We start from the raw sequence: 25,675 nt of genomic DNA, 5'->3' as shown, positions 1-25,675 counted from the left end.
GTGTCACAAGAACACAGTTACTCACCTATTTTGAATATCAGCGCCCCTTATCGTTTAAAACGTTGTTGGCCAGAGATCAGAATGTTTGTGATCTGTCTAAAACCCACCTTTGATTGATGAGAGACGCTGTTTGCAAGAAGAGCACAGGAAAACTGTGCCACTTTGCCCCTTGAGAGGAATGGCGATGAGCGCAAATACTGTCGGTACTGAGACCGGGCGAACCCCTTATTTAACCACGTCTAATTTAACAAAGATGTTTGGTGATTTTACTGCTTTATCAGACATATCTTTGGAAATTTTCGAAGGTGAATTTGTCTGCTTTCTTGGGCCATCAGGGTGTGGGAAGACAACCTTGTTGCGAGCCATTGCGGGGCTTGATATTCAGACCTATGGTGAAGTGACCCAGGCTGGTAAAGATGTTTCCAATTTACCACCGAGTGAACGTGACTTTGGTATCGTGTTCCAATCCTATGCGCTTTTTCCAAACCTGAGCATTCGTAAGAATATTGCATATGGTCTGGAAAATCGGAAGTTGCCGAAAGCTGATATCGAAAAACGAGTGACTGAATTGCTGGAGCTGGTTGGTCTGGTTTCGCAAGGTGACAAATATCCTGCACAGTTATCTGGTGGGCAGCAGCAACGTATTGCGCTTGCACGTGCAATTGCGACGAACCCTGGCTTACTTTTGCTTGATGAACCTCTTTCAGCGCTTGATGCCAAGGTTCGGACACACCTTCGACATGAAATCAAAGAGCTACAGCGTACCTTAGGCGTGACAACTGTCATGGTGACACACGATCAGGAAGAAGCTCTTACTATGGCTGATCGTATTGTGGTTATGAATGACGGTGTAATTGAGCAGGTCGGTTCTCCCTTAGAGATCTACCGTAATCCAGCTTCTGCATTTGTCGCTGATTTTATTGGAACTATGAATTTCATCCCAGGAAAAGCCAACGGTAGCGCTGTTCTTAAAATGGGCGAAGTTGATTTGAATTGTGATCCTGAGAATATAACAGAAACAGGTGATATCACGGTTGCTTTCCGTCCGGAAAACCTTTTGGTTCAAGAAGGTGATGCTAAACTGCCAAACTCATTTGAGGCTGAAGTTAAGTATATGGAATTTATGGGAGCCTTCTTCAGGGTTGATCTTGTAAGTCAACAAGCAAGCGGCAGCGCGCACATCAAAGGTGATTTTTCAATCAATATGGTTCGCCGTACCGGTGTGCAAATTGGCGATACTATTACCGTATCTATTCCTCAGGACAGAGTATCTGTTTTTCCGGGAGTAAACTAAGATGACGGATGTCACAAATACTTCTCTTTTGAAGGAGGTGAAGCCGAAATCTAGTCGGGATGACTGGACGATGCGTGGCTTCATGGTGATGATTGGCGCATACCTTCTTATTGCGCTTGCTTTCCCTCTATACACGATGCTTTCGAAGTCTTTCGAAAATAAAGACGGTGTGTTCATCGGTATTGATAACTATATCAAATACTTTTCCACGCCCGCACTTTTTAATTCGATCGAAAATTCGGTGATCATATCTGTGGTGACAATGCTCATTACAGTAACACTGGCCTTTATTTATGCTTACGCCTTAACCCGTAGCTGTATGCGGTTTAAGGGGTTCTTTAAGATCATGGCGATGATCCCTATTCTGGTACCGTCACTCCTACCAGGGATCGGGCTTATCTATATGTTTGGTAAGCAGGGCTATATGAAATGGCTCCTGTTTGGGGAAACAATTTATGGCCCCTTAGGGATTGTGATTGCAGAAGTATTTTTTACCTTTCCGCATGCTCTCCTGATCATCATGACGGCTCTTGCGATATCAGATGCACGGCTATATGAGGCGGCAACCGTACTTCGTGCGCCGAAATGGAAGATCTTTTGGACGGTCACATTGCCTGGTGCACGTTACGGCCTGATCTCTGCAGCGTTTGTTGTCTTTACCCTTGTGATTACAGATTTTGGTGTGCCTAAGGTTATCGGCGGTCAATATAATGTTCTGGCTGTGGATATTTATAAACAGGTTATTGGGCAGCAAAACTTTTCAATGGGTGCTGTTGTTTCTGTTGTTCTCCTAATCCCAGCGATCTTTGCATTTTATATCGATCGTCAGGTGCAGAAAAAGCAGGTTTCACAATTGTCGGCACGTGCTGTTCCGTATGAGCCAAAACCTGACCGGTCATTCGATACATTGATGATGTCATACTCAAGTCTGATTGTGCTTATCATCGTGACTATTCTTGCAACGTGCCAATATGCGGCTTTGGTCAAATTCTGGCCTTACAATTTGAGCCTTGGCCTTCAGCATTACAATTTCGACCTTATGGACGGGGGCGGTTGGGATTCCTATTACAACTCTATCCAATTGGCTTTGTGGACTGCTGCTGTGGGGACCAGTATCGTTTTCACCGGTGCCTACATGGTGGAAAAAGGTAGGGGATTTGGTCCTGGACGGACGGCGTTTCAGTTCCTTGCGATGATGCCTATGGCAGTTCCCGGGATGGTACTGGGTCTTTCTTATATCTTCTTCTTTAACAACCCGGATAACCCTTTCAACTTTATCTATGGTACAATGGCAATTCTGGTGGTTTCTACGGTAACTCACTTTTATACCGTGGCTCATTTGACTGCGATGACTGCTCTCAAGCAGATGGATAAAGAGTTTGAGTCTGTCTCTCAGTCACTACAGCAACCATTCTACAAGATGTTCTTGAAGGTAACTGTTCCTGTTTGTACGCCCGCAATATTGGAAATAGCGATTTATCTCTTCGTGAATGCTATGACCACTGTTTCGGCTGTTGTGTTTATCTATTCGTATCACACTCAATTGGCATCAGTTGCAGTGTTGAATATGGATGATGCTGGCGATATTGCTCCAGCTGCTGCAATGGGCATGATGATTTTCTATACCAATGCAGGTGCGCGTATCTTGCATGCTGTCGTATCCAAAGTACTGGTGAATAAGACCCAGGCATGGCGTCAACGATAAGCTAATAGGGATATCAGCCCTGTTATTAGAAGCTCATTTGAGCGAAATTGAAAAAAGAGCGAGATTTGATCTCGCTCTTTTTTTTGTGAGGCTGAGCCTGTTAAGTTTATAATAATTAACAGGCTAACAATGAGGGCTCAAGATAATGCTTACACCTACCCAAGTGGCTGAAAAACAGCTTGTTGCTTACAATGCGCATGACATCGACACTTTTTGTGCTTGTTTTGGCAATGATGTAAAGGCGGAATTATTGGTCGAAGGTGAGGTTCTCTTTGAGGGAATAGAAGCTTTGCGAATTGCTTATACAGAGCGGTTTAGCAATCCTGAATTACACGCTAAACTTATAAATAGAATTGCCTTGGGAAGGGTTGTGATTGATGAAGAGGTGGTCACAGGTCTTCCTGATGTTGATACTTTGTATGTCATTGCAATTTATGAAATAGGTGAGGGATTGATCCAAAGAGTTCGATTTGAGCGTACGAACAAATTACCATCGATGATTACCGAATAATCTGTACTTATTGATTTTGAGATAAATCACTTTTAATTGAGCTTGTTACGTCAACTTATAATTGATTACAGTTACACATTATTAAGGTTCGACTTATATAGTTTATCAGCAATCATGGGGGTTGATATATAAGCTATGCATATACTATTGGGTATTGTTGCAGTTCTTGGGGGAATTGCAATTTTCATATGGCGTGTCAGAACGGCAGCAGCGGCAGCAAAGGATATTGTTGAAGCTGCGGATGACATTCGTTCGGCAGCAAGACGTTTTGGCCACAACCGCAAAACAAAAGTTAATCCACTAGATGCTATCGAAGACAGCAGAGTTGCAGCTGCGGCTGTGATGGCAGCTTTCGCTCGTATGGATGGGGATTATACACGCGAACAACTCCTTGCAATAAAAGAAGAGTGCCAAAGTGTCTTTGGGGCCAGTGAAAAAGAAGCTGTAGAAATCGCGGGGCAGAGCCGCTGGCTAATGGAACAGTCAGCAAACCTTGATGACGCAATTCGAAAGCTAAGCCGGATCCTGCGCCGTGGTCTCGAAGCCGACGAGAAAAAGCAGCTTTTATCAATGGTTACACGCGTTGCTTCGGTTGAGGGTGACGGTATGAGCGAGCACCAACAACAAAGCCTAAGTCAACTTAGTCGACAAATCTCTTAAGAACAGATCACAACATGACTTTAGAAAGTAATCCCTGTCCTTGTAATTCAGGGCAGGATTATGATAACTGCTGCGGTGTTTTTATCACTGGACAGGGTGTGGCAGAGACAGCTGAACAGCTTATGCGGTCGCGTTATACAGCTTATGTTAAAGAAGAGATTAAGTATCTAAAAGAAACTCTTTGGCCCCGGTATCAGAGCGATTTCAATGAAATTGGTACTCTTCTTAGGGCTAAAGATAGTAGATGGCTTGGTCTCGAAATCCTTGATACGGGTAGAGGGCTAAAGGGCGATAAGGAAGGATATGTTCTCTTTGTTGCACGTTCTGTTTTTGATGGCGTTGCTAATGAACAGCGTGAAAAGAGCCTTTTTCGAAAAAAATCTGGACGTTGGTATTACGTAAAAGCTTTATCAGAATAAATCAAAGCCTCTAGCTAAAGCATAAGCTGCAGCAATCATGGTCGTAATAAGTAAAATGACGAAAATAAATCCCCTTCGCCATCCCTTGGTAGAGTGACGAAGTTCCAGAAAATCCAATAGAAGTAATCGGCATTTGAACAGTGTTATCATCATCAGGATGCTAACGGAGACAAGTCCGATTGACTTGGTATGACCCTTTGTTTCAAGTACATCGCCACTGAGCATGCTAATGATTGTTAAACCGGACATGAGGACCCAGGTCAGCAAAAGGCGGAAAACAGGATTTGTTTTACGGGGCGTATGGAGCATGTTTATCTGACCAAATAGAGTATGGGATAGAGGATCAACCAGATCAGGTCGACCATATGCCAGAAGGCACAGGCTGTTTGGATGTTTTCTCGGCTGCTGTAGACTGAAACCAGCCCAAGGATCAGTAACCCGAAAATGACATGTGCTGCATGAAATCCGGTCATGAGGTAAAACAATGTATAAAAGCTATTGGTTTCTATAGAGATCCCTAAAGCTGCCTTGTCGCTGTACTCATAAAATTTTAGGACGAGGAAAAGAAGCCCAAAAGCTGCCGTGATCGCGAGATAACCGCGGGTTAAAGTAATTTTGCTGGTTTTTCTAGCTTCGTTTGCCAGCGCAGCAAACAGTCCGCTGGTTATTAAAACGAGCGTATTAAGGCCACCAATAAGACGACTGAGTTGGGCTTGGGAGCTCAGGAACAGATCGGGGGCTTCTATAAATTTTAAAGAATATCCCGCAAGCAATAACCCAAATACCATCAATTCACTTATGATTAGTATCCACATCATAGGGTTACCTGGGAGGGCATCCAGAGGTCCCCATGCACTTTGGTGTGGTTGAGTTTCTATCTTTGTTTGAGGTAATTTTTCCGAGAATATCTCGCCCTTGCTTGACAGTTGGGAGGCTGCAGCCTTTTCCACTAAATATATCTCGTAGAGATCACTGTCTTTGTCGGGGGGGATGCATACGCTTATTAGGACCAGCTTTAGTTCAAGATTATTCATCCTTTACTAGGAGGTCACTGGTAGCAATACGACATAATGCCTCAAGGAGATGTGAACTCCTTGAGGGAGGGATCAGTTATCAACCCTTACGAATTTTCTCATGATTACGGATAACTTCATCAATTACGAAATTGATGAATTTTTCAGAGAAATCAGGATCTAGTTTTGCGGATTTAGCAAGATCCCGTAGCCGGGCAATTTGTTTTTGTTCTCTTGAAGGGTCGGCAGGCGGAAGGTCATATTCTTTTTTAAACAAACCAACTTTTTCAGTGACCTTGAAGCGTTCTGAAAGCATATAGATTAAAGAAGCATCAATGTTATCGATACTGTCACGGTACTCGATTAGTTTAGCTTTAACGTCTTCAGCCATAAGTTTATTTCCCCTCACCAACGCCCGTGATTTTTCATTTTGTTGCCTTGTCATGTGTCTTGTTTGTCATAACTCTGAATCGAGTTTAGCTAAGCCTGAAACATTTATACCTTCTTATAAATGTGCAGGAGCGTCGAGTAAAATAGATTGCTCGTATGAATGAAATTAATAGGAAGGTTTGTATCTAAGAGGCCAATAGGGAAAGTTATTGTGGCCGTTTTGAAATCTGACTTAAGTGATGAGCGATAATCTTGTCCAAGGTGCCATCGTTTTGCATTTCAACTATGGCGGTGTTCATGGCTTTTACTTTGTCGGCACAGTACGCCTTTTTATTGATTAAGACATGCATGGAGTTAGATAAAATCGGCAAGGCAAGGGGGACAATTTTTCCTTTTAAATTGAGACCCTGAACATGAAGTAGTCCTTCAACGTAACCCAAAACTCCATAATCTGCCCTGTCATTTTGAAGCATAAGGACAATAGTATCGCTTTTCGGAACCTCGATGAAATTTAGATGTTTTTTGGCAAAGTTATCGAATTCGTCCCCTAAAGAGCCTCCAAGAATTCTCATCCCGGAGCGACCGATTAAGTCTTCGTTTGAGTTTAAGGAGAACTGTTTGTCTTCTTTGACGAACACGCGTAATTCATCTGTGCCAAGTTGTTCTGAATAATGATATTTTTCCGCACGTTCACTGTTCCAGTACGCGCCAAGAACCATGTCAACCTTGCCTTGTTCCAGGTCATACATGATGCGTTTCCAGGGTTTGTCCGGCTCTATTTCTATTGTAAGCCCAATGCGTTTAACAGCTTCATGAGCTCCATCGACGACGATCCCGGTTAATTCACCCTCTGCGTTCCTGTAAGAAAAGGGATACCAATTGTTGATACCGTTACCAGTAAAAGAAGTGCATTGATCTGCCGCATAGATCGAAGAGGCTGGAAGAATATAAAGCGCTACAATTACGGTAAGTAGGGATAAGCATTTTTTGAGGGGGTACATCATTATAGGGCCTTTTAAAAAGGGAGATGTAATAGTGTCTCACAGTATCATAAATTCGGAACAAAATCTATCAATGATGTCTCCTGTTATAAGCCTTCCTTGAGCCTTAAGTCATATTAGAGGCCGTTAAACTTTGAATTTGGTCAAAGAAGGCCCTAATTACCGGTGAGTCCTTTTTGTCCTTTAGACAGGCAACGTACTCGAGACCTTCGAGCTGTACATCTCGTACGGTTAAGCCATGTAATCTTGTGTCATTACCAAATTCACTTTCAAATACCACACCGATCCCTAACCCTGATGCTACGGCCTCTCGTACCGCTTCCCGGCTTCCAACTTCAAGAATTTCACCAAGTTTAACTCCGGCACTTTCAAGGGCGTTTTCAAAAATCTTTCGAGTAACCGAGCCTTTTTCCCGAAGGATGACACGGTGGTGCGGAAGTTCCGTAATACTAATACTTCTTCTCGCTGACCAGGGGTGGTTACGATCAACAAAGACAATTAGGGGTTCGCGTTTTAGTGGGGCAGCGTGAATGCGTCGATCTTCTTGAATATTAGGCATAACCACAACATCGGATTTACGTTCAAACAGACCTTGTAGTACTTGTTGGGAGTTACCAAAGCTCATCGAAAAATTGATCCCGGGGTAAAGTCGGCTAAAGGTCGCGAGCAGGGGGACCACATGATATGGTGCGTCAGCTGCGACGCGAAGTTGTCCCGACATTAATCCCCGTGCAGATAAAAGAACCTGTTCAGCTTCAAGTTCGACAGCAAACTGACGGAGAGTAACGGCGTGAAGGCGTCGTCCTATCTCGGTTATTTCTATGCCACGCCCTCTTCGTTCAAAGAGTTTTACGCCATAGGCTTCTTCTAAAGCTGCGACCTGACCAGAGAGAGTTGGCTGCGTAACATTGAGCACATCTGCGGCTTTGGTGAAGCTGCCTTCGTTGGCTACGGCGTGGAAGGCACGGATCTGAGCATGATTCATTGGTGAAACCAATCTGTCATATAAAAAGTATCGATTTGATTTATGATAGAGATTCGCGGCATATAGAGCAAGAAGTTCAAAACACCTGAGACTGAATAAAACAGAGGTAGGAAGTTTTGAACTGATAAATTTTAATCAAGCTGGTTGAGTAAGTTGCTTTTCCGGTCTTTGTATTCGGGTCAAATGAGGAGATCCTTAATGTCTGATAAGACATCTGCAGTTGCCGCTTCCCCGTCAGGCGATCCTTGGCTTTTAACGCCGGGTCCGCTGACAACTTCCGTAACCACGAAGGAAGCGATGCTTCACGATTTTGGTTCGCGTGATAAGAAATTCATCGAGATCAACCGCCGTGTTCGCAGTAGTTTGTTGAACATCATCAACGGGCAGGATGACTTCGTTTGTGTTCCTCTTCAGGGCAGCGGGACCTTTTCAGTTGAAGCAATGCTGGGAACACTTGTTCCTCGTGATGGTAAGCTGCTTATCCTCGTTAACGGGGCTTACGGTCATCGCATGGCAAAAATCTGTAAATACTATGATCGTAAAAATGAGGTCATGGAATATCCGGAAGACCAACCCGTTAGTATTTCTGATCTGGATGCCCGTTTGAGCGAAGATAAAGAAATTACCCATGTTGCTGTGATCCACTGCGAGACAACCTCTGGCGTGCTTAACCCAATTGCGGGTGTTGCTGAAGTTGTTGAAAAACACGGTCGCTCCTTGTTGATCGATTCAATGTCTGCTTTTGGCGCTTTACCAGTCGATTCTTCAAAGATCCGCTATGATGCGGTTGCGGCTTCTTCTAATAAATGTTTAGAAGGCGTGCCGGGTATGGGCTTCGTCCTGATCCGTCGTTCTGCTCTTGAAAAAGCTCAAGGAAATGCACCTTCATTGGTTCTTGATCTTTATGACCAATGGGTTCAGATGGAAAAAACGGACCAATGGCGTTTTACCCCACCAACACATTGCATTGTGGCGTTTGAGCAGGCAATTCGTGAATTTGAGGAAGAGGGTGGTGTCGACGGTCGTGGTGGTCGTTATGCATCAAATTGCAAAATCCTTGTCGATGGTATGCGTGAACTTGGGTTCGAAACTTTGTTGCCTGATCATCTACAGGCACCGATCATCGTAACGTTCCACAAACCAACTGATCCGAAATTTGATTTCCAAGACTTCTACGATCGACTTGCCGAACGCGGCTATCTTATCTATCCAGGGAAACTCACCGTTGCAGACTCGTTCCGGGTTGGTTGTATTGGTCGGATGGGTAATGACGATATTCGTGATGCTCTTACTGTGATCAAAGAGACACTTAATGAAATGGGCGTTACAAATTGCGCCTCGTCTGCTGCCTAAAACGGTAATTATGAATTCAGGAGATATCCTATGAGTGCTGGTAAACTAGTTCAGGCCAACGGCCGCTTATATAAACGTTCGGACCGCCCGGTTGTTGTTGTCTGTGTAGATGGTAGTGAACCTGATTACATGGAAGTGGCTATGAAAGCTGGGCGTATGCCATGGCTTAAAAGCCTTCTCAGCAGTGACAAAAATACTAATTTGATTGCTGAGTCAGTTGTGCCTTCTTTCACAAATCCGAATAACCTTTCGATTGTGAGTGGTTGCCCACCCCGCTACCACGGTATCTGTGGCAACTACTTCTACAATCAGGAAACTGGTGAAGAAGAGCTAATGAATGCGCCAAGTTATTACCGCGCCAAAACCATTTTCTCTTCCTATCAGGATGCCGGTGCAAAAGTTGCTGTTGTAACCGCGAAGGACAAGCTGCGCCTTCTTCTTGGTCACGGTCTTGATTATAGCAAAGGCAATGCGATTTGCTTCTCTGCAGAAAAGTCTGATCTGGCGAACATGGAAGACAACGGCATCGAGAACGTTAACGACTTCGTTGGTAAGCCTGTTCCATCCGTTTATAGTGCTGATCTTTCAGAGTTCGTTTTTGCAGCTGGTGTTAAGCTTATGGAAACTGTTCGTCCTGAGATCATGTATCTCTCCACCACAGATTTCATTCAGCATAAGTATGCTCCAGAAGAAGAAGGTGCGCTTGCTTTCTATGAAATGATGGATGGATACTGGGCGCAGCTAGATGAAATGGGTGCCGTTCTAACCCTGACAGCTGACCACGGTATGAACCCAAAACATGATAGCGATGGCAAACCTAACGTACTTTACCTTCAGGACCTTCTTGATGAGTGGTATGGTAAAGAAGCGGCCCGCGTTATTCTGCCAATTACCGATCCGTATGTCGTCCACCATGGGGCACTGGGCTCCTTTGCAACTGCTTATCTTCCAAAAGGCGAAAGCGTGGATGCAGCCGTTGAGCGCCTATCAAAAGTAGATGGTGTTGAATTGGCAATATCTGGTCCTGCTGGTTGTGCTATGCTGGAGCTACCTGAAGATCGTATGGGTGACATTATTATTATTTCCGAGCGTCATCTGGCACTTGGTACTTCTGAAGATCGTCATGATCTTTCTGCCCTTGATCGTCCTCTGCGTACGCATGGTGGTATCACTGAGCAGAAAGTTCCTTTCATCAGTAACCGCCCAATGTCAGGTATTCCATCAGATATGCGTCTTCGTAATTTTGACGCTTTCTATTGCTCTGTAAACTACGCTGAGTAATTGGCCTTAAAAGGATAATAAAATGTCTGTAAAGATTGTTGGCCATGAGCCAATGCGTATCGCTGGTAAGAAAGTTGATACCGAAGGCCGCATCGACGTCCACTATCCCTACACAAACGAGGTGATCGGGACTGTGCCTCGTGGTACTACTGCACATGCCAAAGAAGCATTTGAAATTGCGGCAAACTACGAATCAAAACTTACCCGTTACGAGCGTCAGCAGATCCTCTTCCGTGTAGGAGAGATCTTGAACGAACGTAAAGAGGAAATCTCGGATATCATCACAGCAGAGTCCGGCCTTTGTAAGAAGGACTCTCTCTACGAAGTCGGTCGTGCTTACGACGTTTACACACTGGCGGGCCAGATGTGTATTCTTGATGATGGCGAGATTTTCTCCTGTGATATCACACCACATGGTAAATCACGTAAGATCTTCACCGAGCGTGAGCCTTTGAAAGCAATTTCCGCGATTACCCCGTTCAATCATCCCTTGAACATGATTTCGCATAAAATTGCGCCAGCGATCGCCACAAACAACTGCATCGTTTGTAAGCCAACAGAGAAAACCCCTCTGACGGCTTTGATCCTGGCTGACATCATTTATGAGGCTGGTCTTCCTAAAGAGATGTTGACCATTATCACTGGCCTTCCTGAGGATCTTGGTAATGAGTTCATCACCAACAAAAACATTGAACTGGTGACTTTCACTGGTGGTGTGCCGGTTGGTAAATACATTGCTGAAAACGCAGGTTATCGTCGTACAGTTCTCGAGCTCGGTGGCAATGCACCACTGATCGTGATGGAAGACGCTGATCTAGATAAAGCGGCTGAATTAGCTGTAGCTGGTGCGACCAAAAACTCTGGTCAACGCTGTACTGCTGTGAAGCGTATTCTGGTTGTTGAAGAAATCGCAGATGCCTTTACTAAATTGGTTCTCGAAAAAGCACAAAAGATCAAATACGGCGATCCTATGGATCCTGAAACCGATCTTGGCTGTGTTATTGACGAGCAATCTGCAAAAATGTTCGAACGTCGGGTGAACGAAGCTGTCGAAGTTGGTGCCAAATTACTTTATGGTAACAACCGCGAAGGTGCGCTTTATCCACCGACTGTCGTTGATCACGTGCCTTATGACTGTGAGTTGGTTCGAGAAGAGACCTTTGGTCCAGCAATTCCGATTATCCGTGTCAAAGACATCGACGATGCCATCCGGGTTTCTAACTCAACGGCTTTCGGTCTTTCTTCTGGGGTTTGTACTGATAACTTCAAGTACATTCAGCGCTTTATTAAAGAGCTACGCACCGGAACGGTAAACGTTTGGGAAGTACCGGGTTACCGTATCGAGATGTCTCCATTTGGTGGCATCAAAGATTCCGGCCTCGGCTACAAAGAAGGCGTTATCGAAGCCATGAAGAGCTATACCAATATCAAAACTTACTCCCTGCCTTGGCTTTAAGTCATAGCGCGTCGGATCTATAAGTAACCTTGCTGAAAGGTTTGTCCCGCAACCGTTAGGTTGGTTTGGTTGTGGCCCATAATCTTAAAAGATGGGAGACTTGAAAAGGTCTGATAAATTCACTTATGGGAGAGCATATGCTCTCCCTTTTTTTATGCGCATGATCAGAGTTCTTGGGGGTCGATTATTGTTTTATACTAAGTTTGTCCAAAGGCCTGAATTGAGTGCCTCAGAAGTAACGCATGTCATTCGTCGAATTGTATCTGACAACTCATAGATACCAATAATTTCTCTAAGTTCAAACCGGAATGGATGTGTGTGTTGCCAGACCTATAAAACGTATAGAGCTTGGCGAAGCAACAAGTCGGGTTATGAATGCCGAAACCCGTCGTTAAATCGAAGACAGCCTCTGAGAGGACGTCATAAAAACGGAGCGGGGTTTTAAGGGCTATCAGGGTTGGTATTGCCTGTGTTTATCTTGGAGAGGGTAATAATAGTGGTTCAGTGTCCCAAGTTTTACTTGGTATTAAATTGTGCAATATTATGTTAATCGTTGAATTGTACAATTTAACAGAACCCCATAAATATAATTGACGAAGCGCTAGGGTTTTACTGTATTTGTTTTGTGACGAGTTTAGAGCCATTTCAGATATTGTCTTGATCATTGTCATCAAGAACTTATTCCAAGATTAAAATAACTTACCCGTTGCCTAAACATAGTAAATTGGGTTATTACAGGAATTGGAAGGCGGCTTGACATTTTAGGTGTTTGTGTCAGGTTAGCTAAACTTGGGCTGCAGCTGTTGCTGTAGCCCATTTTTCTTTATATCCCTTATACTACAATAGGTTAATGAGCGTCACGGATAGATTTTCTTCTACTCGATACCTTTAAGTATCTCGATATTCTTATTGTATTAATAATAGTCCATTCCCTTTTTACATGACGTTCTACAAGAGCTTGTGATCTCATGTAGGCAATGCATAACAACTTACTTTTAAAAATTTATTTTAAAATACTAACAAAAGCTTAAGGCTGTTTGGTTTAACATATAAAAGCCGAAATACGGGGGTATAAGGCTTTTATATGAAACGGTTTTGTTTCTTACTTGGATCTTTGGTGTTAATTTTTGGTTATAGCTTTGCAGGTTACAGCCAAGAGGGTTTGCAGTGTCCGAAAAGGATTGCAGTACTGAGTGACAGCACCCTTGCTGAGATAAGTAAAGAAATCCTGCTCGAGGTATATAAAGATCTCGGCTGTACTACCGCTATAAATAAGTTCCCGGGCCGTAGAGGGATTGCTTCTTTTAATAATGGTAGTGTTGATGGTGAGATGTATCGCATAAAGGGTGTCGAGCCCCGTTATAGCCGAAATTTTGTACGCTCTGAATTACCTCTTTTTACTCTTACCGGGTCAATATGGTTGCACCCGGATAAAGGTATGCATGAAAGTCTTCCAACGGGCTATGTCCTCGGTTTAATTTGGAATGAAAAATACATGGCAGGACGTCGTGGCAAGGTCTTTAAAAGCCTGGATGAAGTTTTTAAAGCATACGAAGAAGGGGAGTTGGGCGGCTTCCTATGTTCCGATCTTGCGGTTCAGCATCGGATATCAAATAATGAATTTGCGAAACCACCTTATTTGGGGGAAAGGATAATGGCAGCTCCGCTATATCATTATCTGGGTTCTGAATTTACGCCCTTCATGGAATTATTTTCCTCCTACCTTCGATCGCACACACCTTTTGCTCATCTAGGACCCAGCCAAACTATCGAAATGACTAACTAGAATTTCCTTTACCTATGGCTTTGGCGTTTCACCTGCCAGTATCTGGCGGAAAGTGTCCGTATCGATGTTGCCACCTGTTAGAATAACGCCGACCTTTTTGTTCTTGAGCTGATCACGTTCTTTCAAAGCCGCAGCAAGCGATGCGGCGCCGGCTCCTTCGGCTGCATTGTGTGTGTCTTTGAAGTAAATCCTAGTGGCTTCAGCGATTTCATCGTCATTGACTTCAATAATACGTTCCGCACCTTCAGAATATATCGAATAGGCTTCTGGTACGGGGACGCGAACGGCCATGCCATCAGCAAATGAATTGGCTGGGCCTGTACCTGTGATAGTCCCGCTTTCAAATGACTTTTTTGCAGCGGAAAATTGATTGGATACAACCCCGATTATTTCGGTTTTGAGGCCGAGAGCATTTCTGGCTGTGATCGTCCCGCATATTCCAGAGCCACATCCAATTGGGACATATACACGATCAAGATCAGGAGCGGCGGAGAATAGCTCCAGTCCATAGGTCGCGACGCCCAACATAATTTGTTCATGGAATGGTGGAACGATAAATAGATTCCGCTCTTTCGCCAGTCTTGAAACTTCGATCAGGCATTCATTAAAATCATTACCATACTCAATGAGTTCTGCGCCAAAGGAACGCATTGCATTATTCTTTTCAACAGAATTGCCATGTGGAACCAAAACAACAGGCTTAATCCCAGCCATAACAGCTGCAAAGGCCTGTGCCTGCCCGTGATTGCCTCTGGTAGCTGTAATTATACCCTCGACATTCGGGTGGTTTGCTCGAAGCCAGCTGGCAAAGGTTAGGCCTCCTCTGGCTTTAAAGGCTCCTATTGGGGTGTGATTTTCATGTTTGACGACAACTGAGCATCCCACGCGATTGTTGATTTGTGGCCAGCTGTATTGTGGGGTCGCGGACATGTATTGATAAATATAATTTGCCGCGCGTTCTATTTGCTCTTTCGTAAACATTTATTTCTCAATTCATTGATAAGTCTCTTTCGTATCCTCTTTGATGTCGTGATCGCCGATATCTAAGAAGAGTGCTATTGACCTTATCAACTTGATTGTATGGTTCAATATTAATATTGTGTGGGTGACAATGTAATCAGAAAAGTTGGTACAGTGTGGAAACCTGAACTCAATCCTTCAATCCAGATTAAATACCTCGCAGTTGTAGACGCCATTATCCGCGCGATACGTGCGGGTGAACTGTGCCCAGGAGATCAGCTTCCGACCCATCGTGACCTTGCATGGGAACTAAAAGTAAATGTCAGCACAATCACTCAGGCCTATAAGGAAGCAACGCGTCGCTATCTGATTGGAGGTGAAGTGGGGCGAGGGACCTTCGTGCTTGCGACCAGTCGAGAAGCTGAACTTTTTGCCCTAAAAAAGACTGAGCCTAGTAGTTTGATCGATCTCTCGACGAACCTTCCCGCTCGCCATCCTGATGATAAGGACTCATCAAGCCTTTTGAAGGAAGCTCTTGGTAAAGGCGCTGGAATTGAAGCTTTGTCTTATCATTCACCTGAAATTTTAGCTCGAGCACAAGTAGCAAGCAGTAAGTGGTTGTCCTGGCGCGGTCATGAAGTTGAGCCCAGACAAATTGTACCGTGTGCAGGGGCGCAACAAGGTCTTTTGGCAACTTTGCTTGCTTTGTGTGAACCCGGTGCAACAGTGCTGGTAGAAGAACATACTTTTCCTGGTATGAAGGCCGTTGCCCGTCAATTGCGTCTTCGTCTACACACAATAGCTTGTGATGCAGAGGGAATAATTCCTGAGGCTTATCAAGTCGCGATTCGAAACAGCGGGGCAAAAATCGCAGTTCTCGTCCCGAACCTTCAAAATCCAACTGGGTCTATTATGTCTAAGGATCGGCGCAGAGTTATATCCAAAATAACAAGGGACCATGATCTCCTAATCATTGAAGATGATGTTTATGGCGCACTTAGCGGGATGCCGCCACTAGCTTTAGATTTGCCAGACAACAGTGTCATTGTTTCTAGCCTATCAAAAACAGTTGCCCCAGGTCTCAGGTTTGGTTTTCTCAGCGGGCTGGAACGTTGGATTGCCCCTATTCGTTTAGAAGTTCATGCCACCAACTGGTCCATGAGCCCCTTTATGATCGAATTGGCTTGCATGTGGATTGAAGAAGATCGTGCCTTCACCAGGGCTGATTGGCAAAGGCACGAAGTTAAAAGGCGGTGGAACCTTGCTAAATCAAGATTGAGAGAGCTTGGGGCAGTGTGTTGGGATCGCACACCTTGTCCACATCTCTGGTTGTCGACCTCGGTATCTTCGGCAGAGGCAACGAGAAAGCTACGAGCCGGGGGAGTGGAGGTTGTACCAGACAGTTTCTTCGCCGCCGGGAGGCAAGAGACAGATTGTATCCGTATTTGTTTAACGGCACCTGAAAGCAGGACTGTGTTAAGTCACGCTTTGGATAAGCTTGTTCAATGCCGTGATGTGTTTTTGAACGATAAATAACCTGTTCATCAATTTCTTGCCATATTTAAAATCATTATTTTAAGGGTGGGCGAATATCACATATTCCAAGGTCTGACTTCAGATGGTTTGAGAAATGATGAAGATCGTGAAATTTGGTTATGCGTTTTTTGTCTTTCTTTTTAAATATTGATTTTAAAAGGATATTTAGAGGACGAAGACTTAATCCACTTTTGGATGATGTGGGGATGTATTGTTTTTCACAAGGGGTGTTTGCTAAAGTCATTTTCACTCTCCCTAAATAGGGTTGTTTATTTGATGAGCTTAACTTGCGATTTCTTGGCTTGGTTTTCCAACTAAATTATGATTACTATGCATAAGGAGATTTTATGTATAATGGCAACTAAACTACCCCCGCTTTCCTCACTTCGTGTTTTTGAATCTGCCGCAAGACACTGTAGCTTTACCCGCGCCTCGGAAGAGTTGGGCATGACCCAGGCAGCGGTGAGCTATCAAATTAAAATTTTGGAAGAGCGGGTTGGCACGCCTCTTTTCTTGCGTAAGCCACGGCAAGTGAGCTTGACCGAAACAGGGGTGCGTCTAGCTCCTGTGGTGAGTGAGGCCTTTGAGCTCTTACGAGGGGCGTTCGCTCAAGCCGATGATACCAGTCAGGGGCTGCTATCTATTACGCTGGTGAATACATTTGCGGCAAATTTCCTGGCCGAACGCATAGGTAAGTTTCAATTTAAACACGAAGATCTTGCCGTTCGTCTCGATACCTCACCTGTTCTTGTCGATTTTGCACGTGAAGAGTTTGATCTTGCAATCCGTGCAGGTAAAGGGGATTGGCCGGGTTTGGAAAAACATCTACTTGTGCCTGCTGAATTTTCACCCATGCTCAGTCCCGAATTAGCGGATTCCATCGGAGGTATCAAACATCCAAGTGATCTCTTGAAATTACCCTTTATCGATCCTTCAGATCCCTGGTGGAAAATATGGTTCGATGCCATGGATACACCTTCGGATGAACTTGAATGTAAGCCCCGCAGCCGAATGGGGACACAAACTCTAGAAGCGAAAGCAGCTAAGTCTGGGCAAGGGGTCGCGATCCTTACACCTGCATTTTATCGCGATACACTTAACCGCGGGCGTTTGATCCAGCCTTTTGAACGGGTGTGTCACGATGATCATGGCTATTGGTTGGTTTATCCAAAGGCAAGGCGCAATGTTCCCAAAATCCGTAAATTTCGCGACTGGATACTCGGAGAAATCAAAGAGCACTATGCTAAAGAAGAAATCGCGATAAAAGAGCGCCGAGAAAATGGGGCGATCGTATATTAAGTTCCTTTAATTACAGCACTTCCTATTTGTTAATTAGCGAGGACATGTACAATTTCGTTTAGCGCTTTTAAGGCTATTTTTTGTGATGTTTTATCGTGTGGTTTTGTTGGATATGTGACGTAGACGGATCTCTTAAAACTTGGTGCGTCTTTAACAACATTGATTTGAGCATCTAAGGGGCGATTTCTCAATAATCTGGCAGGCAAATATGCCGACCCCCTGAATTTTTGAAGGTAATTTAAACCCAATGAACCTAAGCCAAGCGAGGCTGGCCCTTGTTCAAGTTTGGGGAGGTTTTCCGCGTGCCATGAGGTGTAACCGCTGCCCCAATCCAAATATAGGTAATTTGCCGGCTCAATATCCTTCAAATAAAGATGATCAGTGGAAACCAATACAAGTTGATCGTCGAATAGACGTTCTATTGAAAGCCCTGGCCTTGTTTCCGCAATGTAGATAACGCCTATGTCCAATAAGCCATTGGCAACCATCTGGACGATGTTTGTGGAATAGTCTGCTTCCCCATGAACAGAAATATGGGGATGTTGTTGTCTAATCATACCCTGCCAGTCGAGAAGGATATCTTCTGCCATTGCACTGTGAATACCCAGGCTGATGTGACCTTCAATATCTGTTCCCAAGCGGACATCTTTTTGCGCTTTTTCCCAGCATTGTTTGAGTGCCATGGCATGGTGATAAAATTTTTTACCGGCAGGTGTTAAATGCACCCCATCCTGCCCGCGCTGAAAAAGCGTTACCTGTAATACTTGTTCAAGCTGTTTTATACGTGCACTAACCGCAGATTTCGTCAGGTTGAGTTGTTCAGAGGCGACCCTGAAATTGTGAGTTTCAACCAGAGTCAAAAAAGTACGTACAGAATGTAAATCCATAGGCGGGTTCTTTTCACCATTACAGATAATTTGTTATTTATTAGGGATTATAGCTGTCAAAAAATAATGAACAACCTGAATGAAATTTGGAGCTATCCAATCCAAAACTCATCCTGATAAAGCTATTGCATTAATTTGTTCGGATGAGGGGAAAGAAATGACACAGCGTCCTTTGAGTGGGTATCGGGTAATCGATTTTGGTCAGTATATCGCGGGTCCGGCGGTTGCGATGATGCTGGCGGATCAGGGCGCTGAAGTTATTCGGATTGACCCCCTTGATGGGCCGAAATGGAATTCTCCTGCTGCAAGAGTGCTCAACCGGGGTAAAAAAAGGGCTCTTCTCCGCTTTGTTGAGTAGAAAAAGATGCCGACCTCCAAGTAACCTGTTGATATGTATGGTTTCTGATAACTTTACATAGAGCAGGTATATGACAATCAACATCTCGCAGCATATTTTAGGCCTCAAAGGGCAACGTGTAAATGAAATTAAACTGGATGACGGCGGTGTTAAGATTGTCATTCACTGCAGCCGAGACGCGCGTAGGAGGGCTATAGACCCTGCTACAGGCCAGAAGGGAAGCATCAACCAGCATGTCCGCCGACAAGTAAACGACATCCCCCTTTTTGGGTATCCTTGTGTGGTCGAGATTGAGCTGGCGCAGGTTTATATTAACAAGGGCGAACGCCGCATTGAGGGGTGTGATTTTGTTGATAAAGGGTGCCGTTTCACTCACCGATTTTGCCGATTGATCAGTGGATTATGTCGGCATATGTCTATTCAAGCGGTTTCCAGACATTTGGATATACGATGGGAAACGGTCAAGAATATCGACAGGGCATACCTTATTGAAACTCTCCCTACGCTTGATCCTGCAGAGCTAACTGGCTTGGAATATATTGGTGTAGATGAAGTTGCCCGGGCGAAAGGTCATGACTACATGACGGTGGTCTACGATATGGTTGGCGGTCATCTGATCTGGGTTGAAGCAGGCCGAACTGCCGAGGTTTTTTCAAGGTTTTTGAAACAACTGCAACCAGATACAGCCTGCAAAATAAAGGCCGTAGCGATGGATATGGGGCCTGCCTACCAAAAGGCTGTCAGAGAGTCCTTGCCGTTGGCCGACATAGTATTTGACCGTTTCCACGTCATGAAAAACTACAGCAAAGCTATCCATAATCAGCGTCGACTTGAGTTCAGAAAGGCCGATCCAAGTGGTAAAGAGTTGATGAAAGGGACGCATTATCTGTTGCTCAAAAATGCGGATAAGTTGAGTGAAAAACAAAGTGACAAGCTGCAAAGGTTGCTGGAGAGCAATAGCAACCTGAATGCACTTTACGTCTTGAAAGAACAGCTTCAGCTGCTGTGGAGTGCCGCTTCATTTGAGGCGATGGCGGAGCAACTGGAACGTTGGTGCCTGATAGCAGATCAGTCACAGATGCTCTATCTAAAAAAGTTCGCGAAATCCCTACGGAAACATTGTGTGGGCATCTGCAACTACGCCAAACACAAGCTCACAAGCGCCAGGATAGAGGCTGGTAATGTCAGTATAGGAATGATCCGTAAGCGAGCCAGAGGCATCAAGGATACCGAATACTTCAAACTCAAAATTAGACAATCATCCATTCCAGATAATCAATCTATGCTCTATTTGAAATCCTAAATCTACTCAACAAAGCGGAGAAGAGCCATGGTGGCTCTTCTCCGCTTTGTTGAGTAGAAAAAGATGCCGACCGCCAAGTAACCTGTTGATATGTATGGTTTCTGATAACTTTACATAGAGCAGGTATATGACAATCAACATCTCGCAGCATATTTTAGGCCTCAAAGGGCAACGTGTAAATGAAATTAAACTGGATGACGGCGGTGTTAAGATTGTCATTCACTGCAGCCGAGACGCGCGTAGGAGGGCTATAGACCCTGCTACAGGCCAGAAGGGAAGCATCAACCAGCATGTCCGCCGACAAGTAAACGACATCCCCCTTTTTGGGTATCCTTGTGTGGTCGAGATTGAGCTGGCGCAGGTTTATATTAACAAGGGCGAACGCCGCATTGAGGGGTGTGATTTTGTTGATAAAGGGTGCCGTTTCACTCACCGATTTTGCCGACTGATCAGTGGATTATGTCGGCATATGTCTATTCAAGCGGTTTCCAGACATTTGGATATACGATGGGAAACGGTCAAGAATATCGACAGGGCATACCTTATTGAAACTCTCCCTACGCTTGATCCTGCAGAGCTAACTGGCTTGGAATATATTGGTGTAGATGAAGTTGCCCGGGCGAAAGGTCATGACTACATGACGGTGGTCTACGATATGGTTGGCGGTCATCTGATCTGGGTTGAAGCAGGCCGAACTGCCGAGGTTTTTTCAAGGTTTTTGAAACAACTGCAACCAGATACAGCCTGCAAAATAAAGGCCGTAGCGATGGATATGGGGCCTGCCTACCAAAAGGCTGTCAGAGAGTCCTTGCCGTTGGCCGACATAGTATTTGACCGTTTCCACGTCATGAAAAACTACAGCAAAGCTATCCATAATCAGCGTCGACTTGAGTTCAGAAAGGCCGATCCAAGTGGTAAAGAGTTGATGAAAGGGACACATTATCTGTTGCTCAAAAATGCGGATAAGTTGAGTGAAAAACAAAGTGACAAGCTGCAAAGGTTGCTGGAGAGCAATAGCAACCTGAATGCACTTTACGTCTTGAAAGAACAGCTTCAGCTGCTGTGGAGTGCCGCTTCATTTGAGGCGATGGCGGAGCAACTGGAACGTTGGTGCCTGATAGCAGATCAGTCACAGATGCTCTATCTAAAAAAGTTCGCGAAATCCCTACGGAAACATTGTGTGGGCATCTGCAACTACGCCAAACACAAGCTCACAAGCGCCAGGATAGAGGCTGGTAATGTCAGTATAGGAATGATCCGTAAGCGAGCCAGAGGCATCAAGGATACCGAATACTTCAAACTCAAAATTAGACAATCATCCATTCCAGATAATCAATCTATGCTCTATTTGAAATCCTAAATCTACTCAACAAAGCGGAGAAGTGCCAAAAAAAGCATAGCGTTGGATCTCAAAAACAAAGAAGATCTGGCTGTTGCCAAAAGGCTGGTAAGATCAGCTGATGTCCTGATCGAAAATTTTCGCCCAGGTGTAATGGATCGACTTGGATTGGGAAGTGACGAATTAACCCGAGAAAACCAAGGTTTGGTGTATTTGTCCTTGCCTGGGTTTTCATCCAGAGATGAAGAGTTGTCTTGTGTACAGGCATGGGAAGGCGTCGTTGCTGCATCGGTAGGTCAGTGCACCGATATGGGTTTGAACCGGGTGTTGATGGGGATAAACCCTTCCTTCTCCCCGTTAACGCTGGCTTCTGCATATGCGTCTGTTCTCCCCGCTGCAGCAGTAAATTTTGCACTCTTCTCTCGAAAGTCGAGTGGTTGTGGGGATGTTATCGAGGTCCCACTTGCCGCCGCGCTCATGGAAGGCTTGGCCTATAACGCCATGCATGTTGAGGATCTTCCTGAGCGATATAAGTCAAGACGGGAGCGTGAGATTGATCGCCGGCGTAGTTCTGGTGAGCCGATGAATATGTCTTATGAGGCACTACAGGAATATCTGGACCCCTTCTATCGCACATATATATGTGCCGATGGAAAGCCATTTTATGCCGTTTGTTCTTCGCATACGCGCCATCCAATTCGTGCCCTTGAGTTGTTAGGCATTTGGGATGAAATAAAGGCTGCAGGAGTCCCAATGGACGATCCTTACCTGCCAATGTCTGAGTGGAAAGAAGATCCGGAATGTACCCTGCTGGCCTATCCCCTGACCGGGAAATGGGCAGAGCTTGTTTCATCTACGATGAAGCAGGCGTTCCTGTCCAAAACGGCCGAGGAGTGGGAAACAATCTTTGGTGAAAATGGGGTGCCTGGAACAGCGCACCGCATGACAAAAGATTGGATATCCTCTGATCACGCATTGACTTCTGGCCTTATCCTGGAGTTGGACGATGCTGTTTATGGCCGGATGCGGGTTGCTGGAAATGTTTCCTGGCTGGGAAGTGATAACAAAGAGGTGGTTATTAAGTCGCCTGCTCCTGAATTGAATGCAGATCGTGATGAGATCCTGTCTGCACTAGATGTTTGGGAAGCGAGTGAGGTCAAAGATAAATTTGTTGATCAGGCAGAGACCAATAGGGAGTATTTATCAGGTGTTCGAGTTTTGGATTTGACCAATGTTATTGCGGGACCGACCATTGCCAGTCTCCTATCCCGCTTTGGTGCAGAAGTCATAAGCTTAAATCCCGTGAAGCCTATGCTCGACCCCTGGAATTCCATTGTATTTGGGATGCAGGCTAACCGTGGAAAAAGAAGTCTTCTGGCAGATATCAAAAAGCCGGAAGGTCGTGAATTGTTAGTGCGGTTGGTGAAGGATAGTGATGTTGTCACCATAAATGCAATGGACAGGCAATTGGAATCCCTCGGTATCAGTTACGACGAGTTGAAGGAAATCAATCCAGAAATTATTTTATGCCAGTTTGATGCTTATGGCGGACCTAAAAGGGGCCCAAGGAGTGAGTACCCGGGGTACGATGATCTGGTTCAGGCGACAACAGGAATTATGGCCCGGTTTGGAGGCAGTATAGAGACACCGGAAGAGCACGCTCATTTTGGCACAATTGATGTCCTCGGCGGCTATTGTGCTGCCCTTGCTATCGGTGTTGCCTTGGTTAAGGGGGCAAATGGAGGCGGTGGTGATCTCGCCAGATCTTCATTGGCGGCGGCTGGGCAGTTAATCCAGATCCCCTTTATGTATGATTTCGAAGGTCGCAGCCCCTTTAACGAACCTTCGGGGCGTCATATCAAAGGGGCCCATGCGCTGTACCGATGTTATCGGGCATCAGATGATTGGTTCTTCTTTGCCGTCGAAGAAAAACAGATAGGTAGATTATCAAGTGTTAAAGAACTTGCGGATTTTGCCACGCTGGCTGTTGGTGGACGAGAAGCCTTTCTAGAGATGACTTTTGCGCAACAGAGCTGTGATTATTGGGTCAAAACTCTACAGTCAGTGGATGTCGGTGCCTTGAAGCTGGACAGCATGGCCGGAGTAAGGGCACGGAATTTGTATTGTGAAAGTAAAGGCGATGTGGATTTGTTCAATCCCACTACGGCTTTTACGCGCAACGCGTCACATCCTTGTGGCAAGACGGTGGACCTGGTAGCGCCTAATGCAATTCGTCCTCAATCGAGAGGCATAATCTTCCCGGCTACGGCTCCCAAGTATGGGCAACATTCACGGGAGATTATGAGAGAATTGGACTATTCCGATCATGAAATTAATGACTTGATAGACAGCTCAATTATCGCGGATAAATGGAGTGATCAGTATATGCCGGACTAAATGAGCTATACTGATCTTTTTACCATTTTGTTCAGGAGGCTTCCGATCAACAGGCCGCCGATAAAAAGACTTACTTGAGCGACAACGATCGAAGGACCTGATGGGGTATCCCACTGTAAGCTCCCCATCAATCCACCGATTACAGAAAGCGCTCCGATGCCAGAAGCAATCACCGCCATCTGTTCCGGTGTATTTGAAAAGCGTCTAGCCGCGGCCGCTGGGATGATGAGCAAAGAGGTAATGAGTAGGACGCCGACTACTTTCATGGCAATGGCAATAACAATGGCGACTGTGACCATAAAAAGGGTCTGAACAAGCGTGACGTTAATGCCTTCAGCCCTGGCGAGTTCTTCGTGCAGGGTTAAGGCAAGCAGGTCTTTCCATATGCGCGAAAGCAGGATCATTGCGACGATGCCACCACCATAAATCCAGTAAATATCCTCAAGTGTCACAGCGAGGACGTCACCAAAGAGGTAAGAAAGCAGATCGACACGGAAACCCTGTAACAGCCCTAGGACAACGAGACTGATAGCGAGGCTTGAATGGGCCATGATGCCGAGGAGTGTATCACTGGCGAGGCGTTTTTGATGTTGGAATAGGGTAACAAGCAGGGCAATCATAATTGCGGTTGCAATAATGCCGACAGTTAGATTGAAGCCAAGTAGTAACCCAAGGGCTACGCCGAGCAAGGCCGAATGCGCGAGGGTGTCACCGAAGTAAGCCATGCGACGCCAAACCACAAAACATCCCAATGGTCCGGCTATGGCTGCGACACCGACGCCCGCTGCAATCGCGCGCAGGAAAAAGTCTTCAAATAGCATTGATTTTACTCGCCTTCGCTAGGATGGTCGCAGTCAGGGCCGTGTTGGTGACCATTTTCATGCCCGGAATTGTGGCTGTGATCATGTAGGTGGTGATATACGGCAAGGCCAGGTTTGGTCTGGCCGCCAAACAGGGCAAGATATTCTGGGCTGTCACTTACTTGAGTAGGCGCCCCGGAGCAGCATACGTGGCCGTTAATGCAAACAACTCGATCCGTTTCCGCCATGACAATATGAAGATCGTGAGAGACCATTAAAATACCAAATCCCGCTTGTTCTTTAAGTCTGGATATTAATTTGTAAAGTTCCGTTTGTCCTTGAAAGTCAACTCCTTGAACGGGTTCGTCTAATACGAGGAGATCGGGTTTACGCAAAATCGCCCGAGCGAGTAAAACACGTTGGAACTCTCCACCGGAAAGACTCTGTACAGATTGCTTTAGAGTATGCGATGCGCCAACATTACTAAGTGCTTCTTTGCATTCATTCAGAGGCCGGAGCGCTGGTATAGAAAGGAAGCGCTCTACAGTCATTGGCATAATCGGGTCGATATTTAGCTTCTGTGGGACATAGCCAATAACCAAACCATGGCGCCTCCAAACTTCTCCTGAAGTTGGTTTTATAGCCTGAAGGAGCGCGCGAAGAAGAGTTGATTTGCCAGCACCGTTGGGGCCAATCAGGGTAACTATCTCTTTTTTATGAACGGTGAGATTAACGTCCTGAATGGCCGTATGTCCGCCAAATTTGATCGTTAGATCACATGCTTGAATTAACGGCTCACCACCCGCGGATGGAGGGTTTAAATGATCGTGCCCGCAGCCGCATTCAATTGATTGGGATGTGGCTGGTTTATTTGAGTTTTTCGTAGGTGTGTCTGTTATTTCCATGACCATTCTGGCGCTCGGTATTTCTTGTTTTAGTCTT

Annotated in this window: 25 protein-coding genes; 15 read left to right on the top strand and 10 right to left on the bottom strand. The window is 45.2% G+C overall.

The features are described 5' to 3' along the window. Positions 1-130: 130 nt before the first annotated feature. The 5 genes from ACOGW3_RS06965 (at position 131) to ACOGW3_RS06945 (ending at position 4,589) form a co-directional block, all read left to right on the top strand. Positions 131-1,294 carry a putative 2-aminoethylphosphonate ABC transporter ATP-binding protein gene (locus ACOGW3_RS06965; protein ID WP_419902304.1) on the top strand — a complete coding sequence of 388 codons (1,164 nt, stop codon included), beginning with the start codon at positions 131-133 and terminating at the stop codon, positions 1,292-1,294. A 1-nt stretch (position 1,295) separates the two neighbouring features. Then, positions 1,296-2,999: a putative 2-aminoethylphosphonate ABC transporter permease subunit gene (locus tag ACOGW3_RS06960; RefSeq protein ID WP_419902303.1), complete on the top strand. Its 1,704-nt coding sequence runs from the start codon at positions 1,296-1,298 to the stop codon at positions 2,997-2,999. Between the two features lie 145 nt (positions 3,000-3,144). Beyond that, a complete protein-coding gene (locus ACOGW3_RS06955; RefSeq protein WP_419902302.1) occupies positions 3,145-3,510 on the top strand; it encodes a nuclear transport factor 2 family protein in 366 nt (121 codons plus the stop codon). 135 nt (positions 3,511-3,645) lie between these two features. Next, positions 3,646-4,170, top strand: a complete 525-nt coding sequence (locus tag ACOGW3_RS06950; RefSeq protein ID WP_419902301.1) for a TerB family tellurite resistance protein — start codon at positions 3,646-3,648, stop codon at positions 4,168-4,170. 14 nt (positions 4,171-4,184) lie between these two features. Next, positions 4,185-4,589, top strand: coding sequence for a YchJ family protein (locus ACOGW3_RS06945; protein WP_419902300.1), 405 nt, complete (start codon positions 4,185-4,187; stop codon positions 4,587-4,589). Here the strand turns inward: ACOGW3_RS06945 and ACOGW3_RS06940 are convergent. The 5 genes from ACOGW3_RS06940 to ACOGW3_RS06920 all read right to left on the bottom strand — a co-directional run bounded on the left by ACOGW3_RS06940 (position 4,581) and on the right by ACOGW3_RS06920 (position 7,978). Further along, positions 4,581-4,898 (bottom strand): cytochrome C oxidase subunit IV family protein, encoded by a 318-nt coding sequence (locus ACOGW3_RS06940; protein WP_419902299.1) that lies wholly within the window; start codon positions 4,896-4,898, stop codon positions 4,581-4,583. The two genes, ACOGW3_RS06945 and ACOGW3_RS06940, sit on opposite strands and share 9 nt — an antisense overlap. Positions 4,899-4,900: 2 nt before the next feature. Further along, a complete protein-coding gene (locus tag ACOGW3_RS06935) occupies positions 4,901-5,404 on the bottom strand; it encodes a cytochrome c oxidase subunit 3 (RefSeq protein WP_419902298.1) in 504 nt (167 codons plus the stop codon). A gap of 298 nt (positions 5,405-5,702) precedes the next feature. After that, positions 5,703-5,993, bottom strand: a complete 291-nt coding sequence (locus ACOGW3_RS06930; protein ID WP_419902297.1) for a chorismate mutase — start codon at positions 5,991-5,993, stop codon at positions 5,703-5,705. Positions 5,994-6,198: 205 nt separating this feature from the next. After that, entirely contained in the window at positions 6,199-6,996 is a 798-nt protein-coding gene (locus tag ACOGW3_RS06925) for a substrate-binding periplasmic protein (protein ID WP_419902296.1), read from the bottom strand. A gap of 103 nt (positions 6,997-7,099) precedes the next feature. Continuing rightward, positions 7,100-7,978 (bottom strand): LysR substrate-binding domain-containing protein, encoded by an 879-nt coding sequence (locus tag ACOGW3_RS06920; protein WP_419902295.1) that lies wholly within the window; start codon positions 7,976-7,978, stop codon positions 7,100-7,102. A 198-nt stretch (positions 7,979-8,176) separates the two neighbouring features. Between ACOGW3_RS06920 and ACOGW3_RS06915 the strand changes: the two genes are divergently transcribed. The 4 genes from ACOGW3_RS06915 to ACOGW3_RS06900 all read left to right on the top strand — a co-directional run bounded on the left by ACOGW3_RS06915 (position 8,177) and on the right by ACOGW3_RS06900 (position 13,854). Further along, positions 8,177-9,331 (top strand): 2-aminoethylphosphonate--pyruvate transaminase, encoded by a 1,155-nt coding sequence (locus tag ACOGW3_RS06915; protein ID WP_419902294.1) that lies wholly within the window; start codon positions 8,177-8,179, stop codon positions 9,329-9,331. A 30-nt stretch (positions 9,332-9,361) separates the two neighbouring features. Next, positions 9,362-10,612, top strand: a complete 1,251-nt coding sequence (phnA, locus tag ACOGW3_RS06910) for a phosphonoacetate hydrolase (RefSeq protein WP_419902293.1) — start codon at positions 9,362-9,364, stop codon at positions 10,610-10,612. A gap of 22 nt (positions 10,613-10,634) precedes the next feature. After that, entirely contained in the window at positions 10,635-12,068 is a 1,434-nt protein-coding gene (gene phnY, locus ACOGW3_RS06905) for a phosphonoacetaldehyde dehydrogenase (RefSeq protein WP_419902292.1), read from the top strand. 1,117 nt (positions 12,069-13,185) lie between these two features. Then, positions 13,186-13,854, top strand: coding sequence for a hypothetical protein (locus ACOGW3_RS06900; protein ID WP_419902291.1), 669 nt, complete (start codon positions 13,186-13,188; stop codon positions 13,852-13,854). Positions 13,855-13,866: 12 nt separating this feature from the next. Here ACOGW3_RS06900 and ACOGW3_RS06895 read toward each other — a convergent pair whose 3' ends face one another. Beyond that, a complete protein-coding gene (locus ACOGW3_RS06895; RefSeq protein ID WP_419902290.1) occupies positions 13,867-14,835 on the bottom strand; it encodes a threonine dehydratase in 969 nt (322 codons plus the stop codon). Positions 14,836-14,955: 120 nt separating this feature from the next. On the opposite strand from ACOGW3_RS06895, the gene ACOGW3_RS06890 reads away from it, so the two are divergent. Both ACOGW3_RS06890 and ACOGW3_RS06885 read left to right on the top strand, forming a co-directional pair. Then, entirely contained in the window at positions 14,956-16,350 is a 1,395-nt protein-coding gene (locus ACOGW3_RS06890) for a PLP-dependent aminotransferase family protein (protein ID WP_419902289.1), read from the top strand. Positions 16,351-16,704: 354 nt separating this feature from the next. Beyond that, positions 16,705-17,649: a LysR substrate-binding domain-containing protein gene (locus tag ACOGW3_RS06885; RefSeq protein ID WP_419902288.1), complete on the top strand. Its 945-nt coding sequence runs from the start codon at positions 16,705-16,707 to the stop codon at positions 17,647-17,649. 29 nt (positions 17,650-17,678) lie between these two features. On the opposite strand, the gene ACOGW3_RS06880 is transcribed toward ACOGW3_RS06885, so the two are convergent. Beyond that, the gene (locus ACOGW3_RS06880; protein WP_419902287.1) at positions 17,679-18,536 is read right to left on the bottom strand and encodes a LysR family transcriptional regulator; all 858 of its coding nucleotides are present in this window, start codon (positions 18,534-18,536) and stop codon (positions 17,679-17,681) included. Between the two features lie 79 nt (positions 18,537-18,615). On the opposite strand from ACOGW3_RS06880, the gene ACOGW3_RS06875 reads away from it, so the two are divergent. Together ACOGW3_RS06875 and ACOGW3_RS06870 are read left to right on the top strand one after the other, a co-directional pair. After that, the gene (locus ACOGW3_RS06875; RefSeq protein ID WP_419902286.1) at positions 18,616-18,894 is read left to right on the top strand and encodes a CoA transferase; all 279 of its coding nucleotides are present in this window, start codon (positions 18,616-18,618) and stop codon (positions 18,892-18,894) included. Between the two features lie 70 nt (positions 18,895-18,964). Then, positions 18,965-20,197, top strand: coding sequence for an ISL3 family transposase (locus tag ACOGW3_RS06870; RefSeq protein ID WP_419901077.1), 1,233 nt, complete (start codon positions 18,965-18,967; stop codon positions 20,195-20,197). Between the two features lie 6 nt (positions 20,198-20,203). Here ACOGW3_RS06870 and ACOGW3_RS06865 read toward each other — a convergent pair whose 3' ends face one another. Continuing rightward, positions 20,204-20,338: a hypothetical protein gene (locus ACOGW3_RS06865; protein ID WP_419902285.1), complete on the bottom strand. Its 135-nt coding sequence runs from the start codon at positions 20,336-20,338 to the stop codon at positions 20,204-20,206. Between ACOGW3_RS06865 and ACOGW3_RS06860 the strand changes: the two genes are divergently transcribed. Both ACOGW3_RS06860 and ACOGW3_RS06855 read left to right on the top strand, forming a co-directional pair. Beyond that, positions 20,325-21,557 (top strand): ISL3 family transposase, encoded by a 1,233-nt coding sequence (locus tag ACOGW3_RS06860; RefSeq protein WP_419901077.1) that lies wholly within the window; start codon positions 20,325-20,327, stop codon positions 21,555-21,557. The genes ACOGW3_RS06865 and ACOGW3_RS06860 overlap by 14 nt on opposite strands. Then, the gene (locus ACOGW3_RS06855) at positions 21,558-23,933 is read left to right on the top strand and encodes a CoA transferase (RefSeq protein WP_419902479.1); all 2,376 of its coding nucleotides are present in this window, start codon (positions 21,558-21,560) and stop codon (positions 23,931-23,933) included. Positions 23,934-23,938: 5 nt separating this feature from the next. Here the strand turns inward: ACOGW3_RS06855 and ACOGW3_RS06850 are convergent, their stop codons facing one another. Next, complete coding sequence (locus ACOGW3_RS06850; RefSeq protein WP_419902284.1) at positions 23,939-24,754, bottom strand: iron chelate uptake ABC transporter family permease subunit; 816 nt, start codon at positions 24,752-24,754, stop codon at positions 23,939-23,941. 5 nt (positions 24,755-24,759) lie between these two features. Further along, entirely contained in the window at positions 24,760-25,638 is an 879-nt protein-coding gene (locus ACOGW3_RS06845; RefSeq protein ID WP_419902283.1) for an ATP-binding cassette domain-containing protein, read from the bottom strand. Positions 25,639-25,675 lie beyond the last annotated feature (37 nt).

Source organism: Kiloniella sp., assembly GCF_965205715.1.
Lineage (GTDB): Bacteria > Pseudomonadota > Alphaproteobacteria > Kiloniellales > Kiloniellaceae > Kiloniella.
The sequence above is the reverse complement of the archived record's forward strand: the minus strand, read 5'-3'. Positions and strand labels throughout refer to the sequence as shown.

What these genes read in the sequence shown, in the direction of transcription:
- ACOGW3_RS06950 (WP_419902301.1), top strand. Translation starts at nt 3,646, where the DNA reads ATGCATATACTATTGGGTATTGTTGCAGTTCTTGGGGGAATTGCAATT.
- ACOGW3_RS06870 (WP_419901077.1), top strand. Translation starts at nt 18,965, where the DNA reads ATGACAATCAACATCTCGCAGCATATTTTAGGCCTCAAAGGGCAACGT.
- ACOGW3_RS06930 (WP_419902297.1), bottom strand. Translation starts at nt 5,993, where the DNA reads ATGGCTGAAGACGTTAAAGCTAAACTAATCGAGTACCGTGACAGTATC.
- ACOGW3_RS06945 (WP_419902300.1), top strand. Translation starts at nt 4,185, where the DNA reads ATGACTTTAGAAAGTAATCCCTGTCCTTGTAATTCAGGGCAGGATTAT.
- ACOGW3_RS06935 (WP_419902298.1), bottom strand. Translation starts at nt 5,404, where the DNA reads ATGTGGATACTAATCATAAGTGAATTGATGGTATTTGGGTTATTGCTT.
- ACOGW3_RS06920 (WP_419902295.1), bottom strand. Translation starts at nt 7,978, where the DNA reads ATGAATCATGCTCAGATCCGTGCCTTCCACGCCGTAGCCAACGAAGGC.
- ACOGW3_RS06960 (WP_419902303.1), top strand. Translation starts at nt 1,296, where the DNA reads ATGACGGATGTCACAAATACTTCTCTTTTGAAGGAGGTGAAGCCGAAA.
- ACOGW3_RS06860 (WP_419901077.1), top strand. Translation starts at nt 20,325, where the DNA reads ATGACAATCAACATCTCGCAGCATATTTTAGGCCTCAAAGGGCAACGT.
- ACOGW3_RS06845 (WP_419902283.1), bottom strand. Translation starts at nt 25,638, where the DNA reads ATGGAAATAACAGACACACCTACGAAAAACTCAAATAAACCAGCCACA.
- ACOGW3_RS06940 (WP_419902299.1), bottom strand. Translation starts at nt 4,898, where the DNA reads ATGCTCCATACGCCCCGTAAAACAAATCCTGTTTTCCGCCTTTTGCTG.
- ACOGW3_RS06865 (WP_419902285.1), bottom strand. Translation starts at nt 20,338, where the DNA reads ATGTTGATTGTCATATACCTGCTCTATGTAAAGTTATCAGAAACCATA.
- ACOGW3_RS06955 (WP_419902302.1), top strand. Translation starts at nt 3,145, where the DNA reads ATGCTTACACCTACCCAAGTGGCTGAAAAACAGCTTGTTGCTTACAAT.
- phnA (WP_419902293.1), top strand. Translation starts at nt 9,362, where the DNA reads ATGAGTGCTGGTAAACTAGTTCAGGCCAACGGCCGCTTATATAAACGT.
- ACOGW3_RS06850 (WP_419902284.1), bottom strand. Translation starts at nt 24,754, where the DNA reads ATGCTATTTGAAGACTTTTTCCTGCGCGCGATTGCAGCGGGCGTCGGT.
- ACOGW3_RS06915 (WP_419902294.1), top strand. Translation starts at nt 8,177, where the DNA reads ATGTCTGATAAGACATCTGCAGTTGCCGCTTCCCCGTCAGGCGATCCT.
- ACOGW3_RS06895 (WP_419902290.1), bottom strand. Translation starts at nt 14,835, where the DNA reads ATGTTTACGAAAGAGCAAATAGAACGCGCGGCAAATTATATTTATCAA.
- ACOGW3_RS06885 (WP_419902288.1), top strand. Translation starts at nt 16,705, where the DNA reads ATGGCAACTAAACTACCCCCGCTTTCCTCACTTCGTGTTTTTGAATCT.
- ACOGW3_RS06875 (WP_419902286.1), top strand. Translation starts at nt 18,616, where the DNA reads ATGAAATTTGGAGCTATCCAATCCAAAACTCATCCTGATAAAGCTATT.
- ACOGW3_RS06880 (WP_419902287.1), bottom strand. Translation starts at nt 18,536, where the DNA reads ATGGATTTACATTCTGTACGTACTTTTTTGACTCTGGTTGAAACTCAC.
- phnY (WP_419902292.1), top strand. Translation starts at nt 10,635, where the DNA reads ATGTCTGTAAAGATTGTTGGCCATGAGCCAATGCGTATCGCTGGTAAG.
- ACOGW3_RS06925 (WP_419902296.1), bottom strand. Translation starts at nt 6,996, where the DNA reads ATGATGTACCCCCTCAAAAAATGCTTATCCCTACTTACCGTAATTGTA.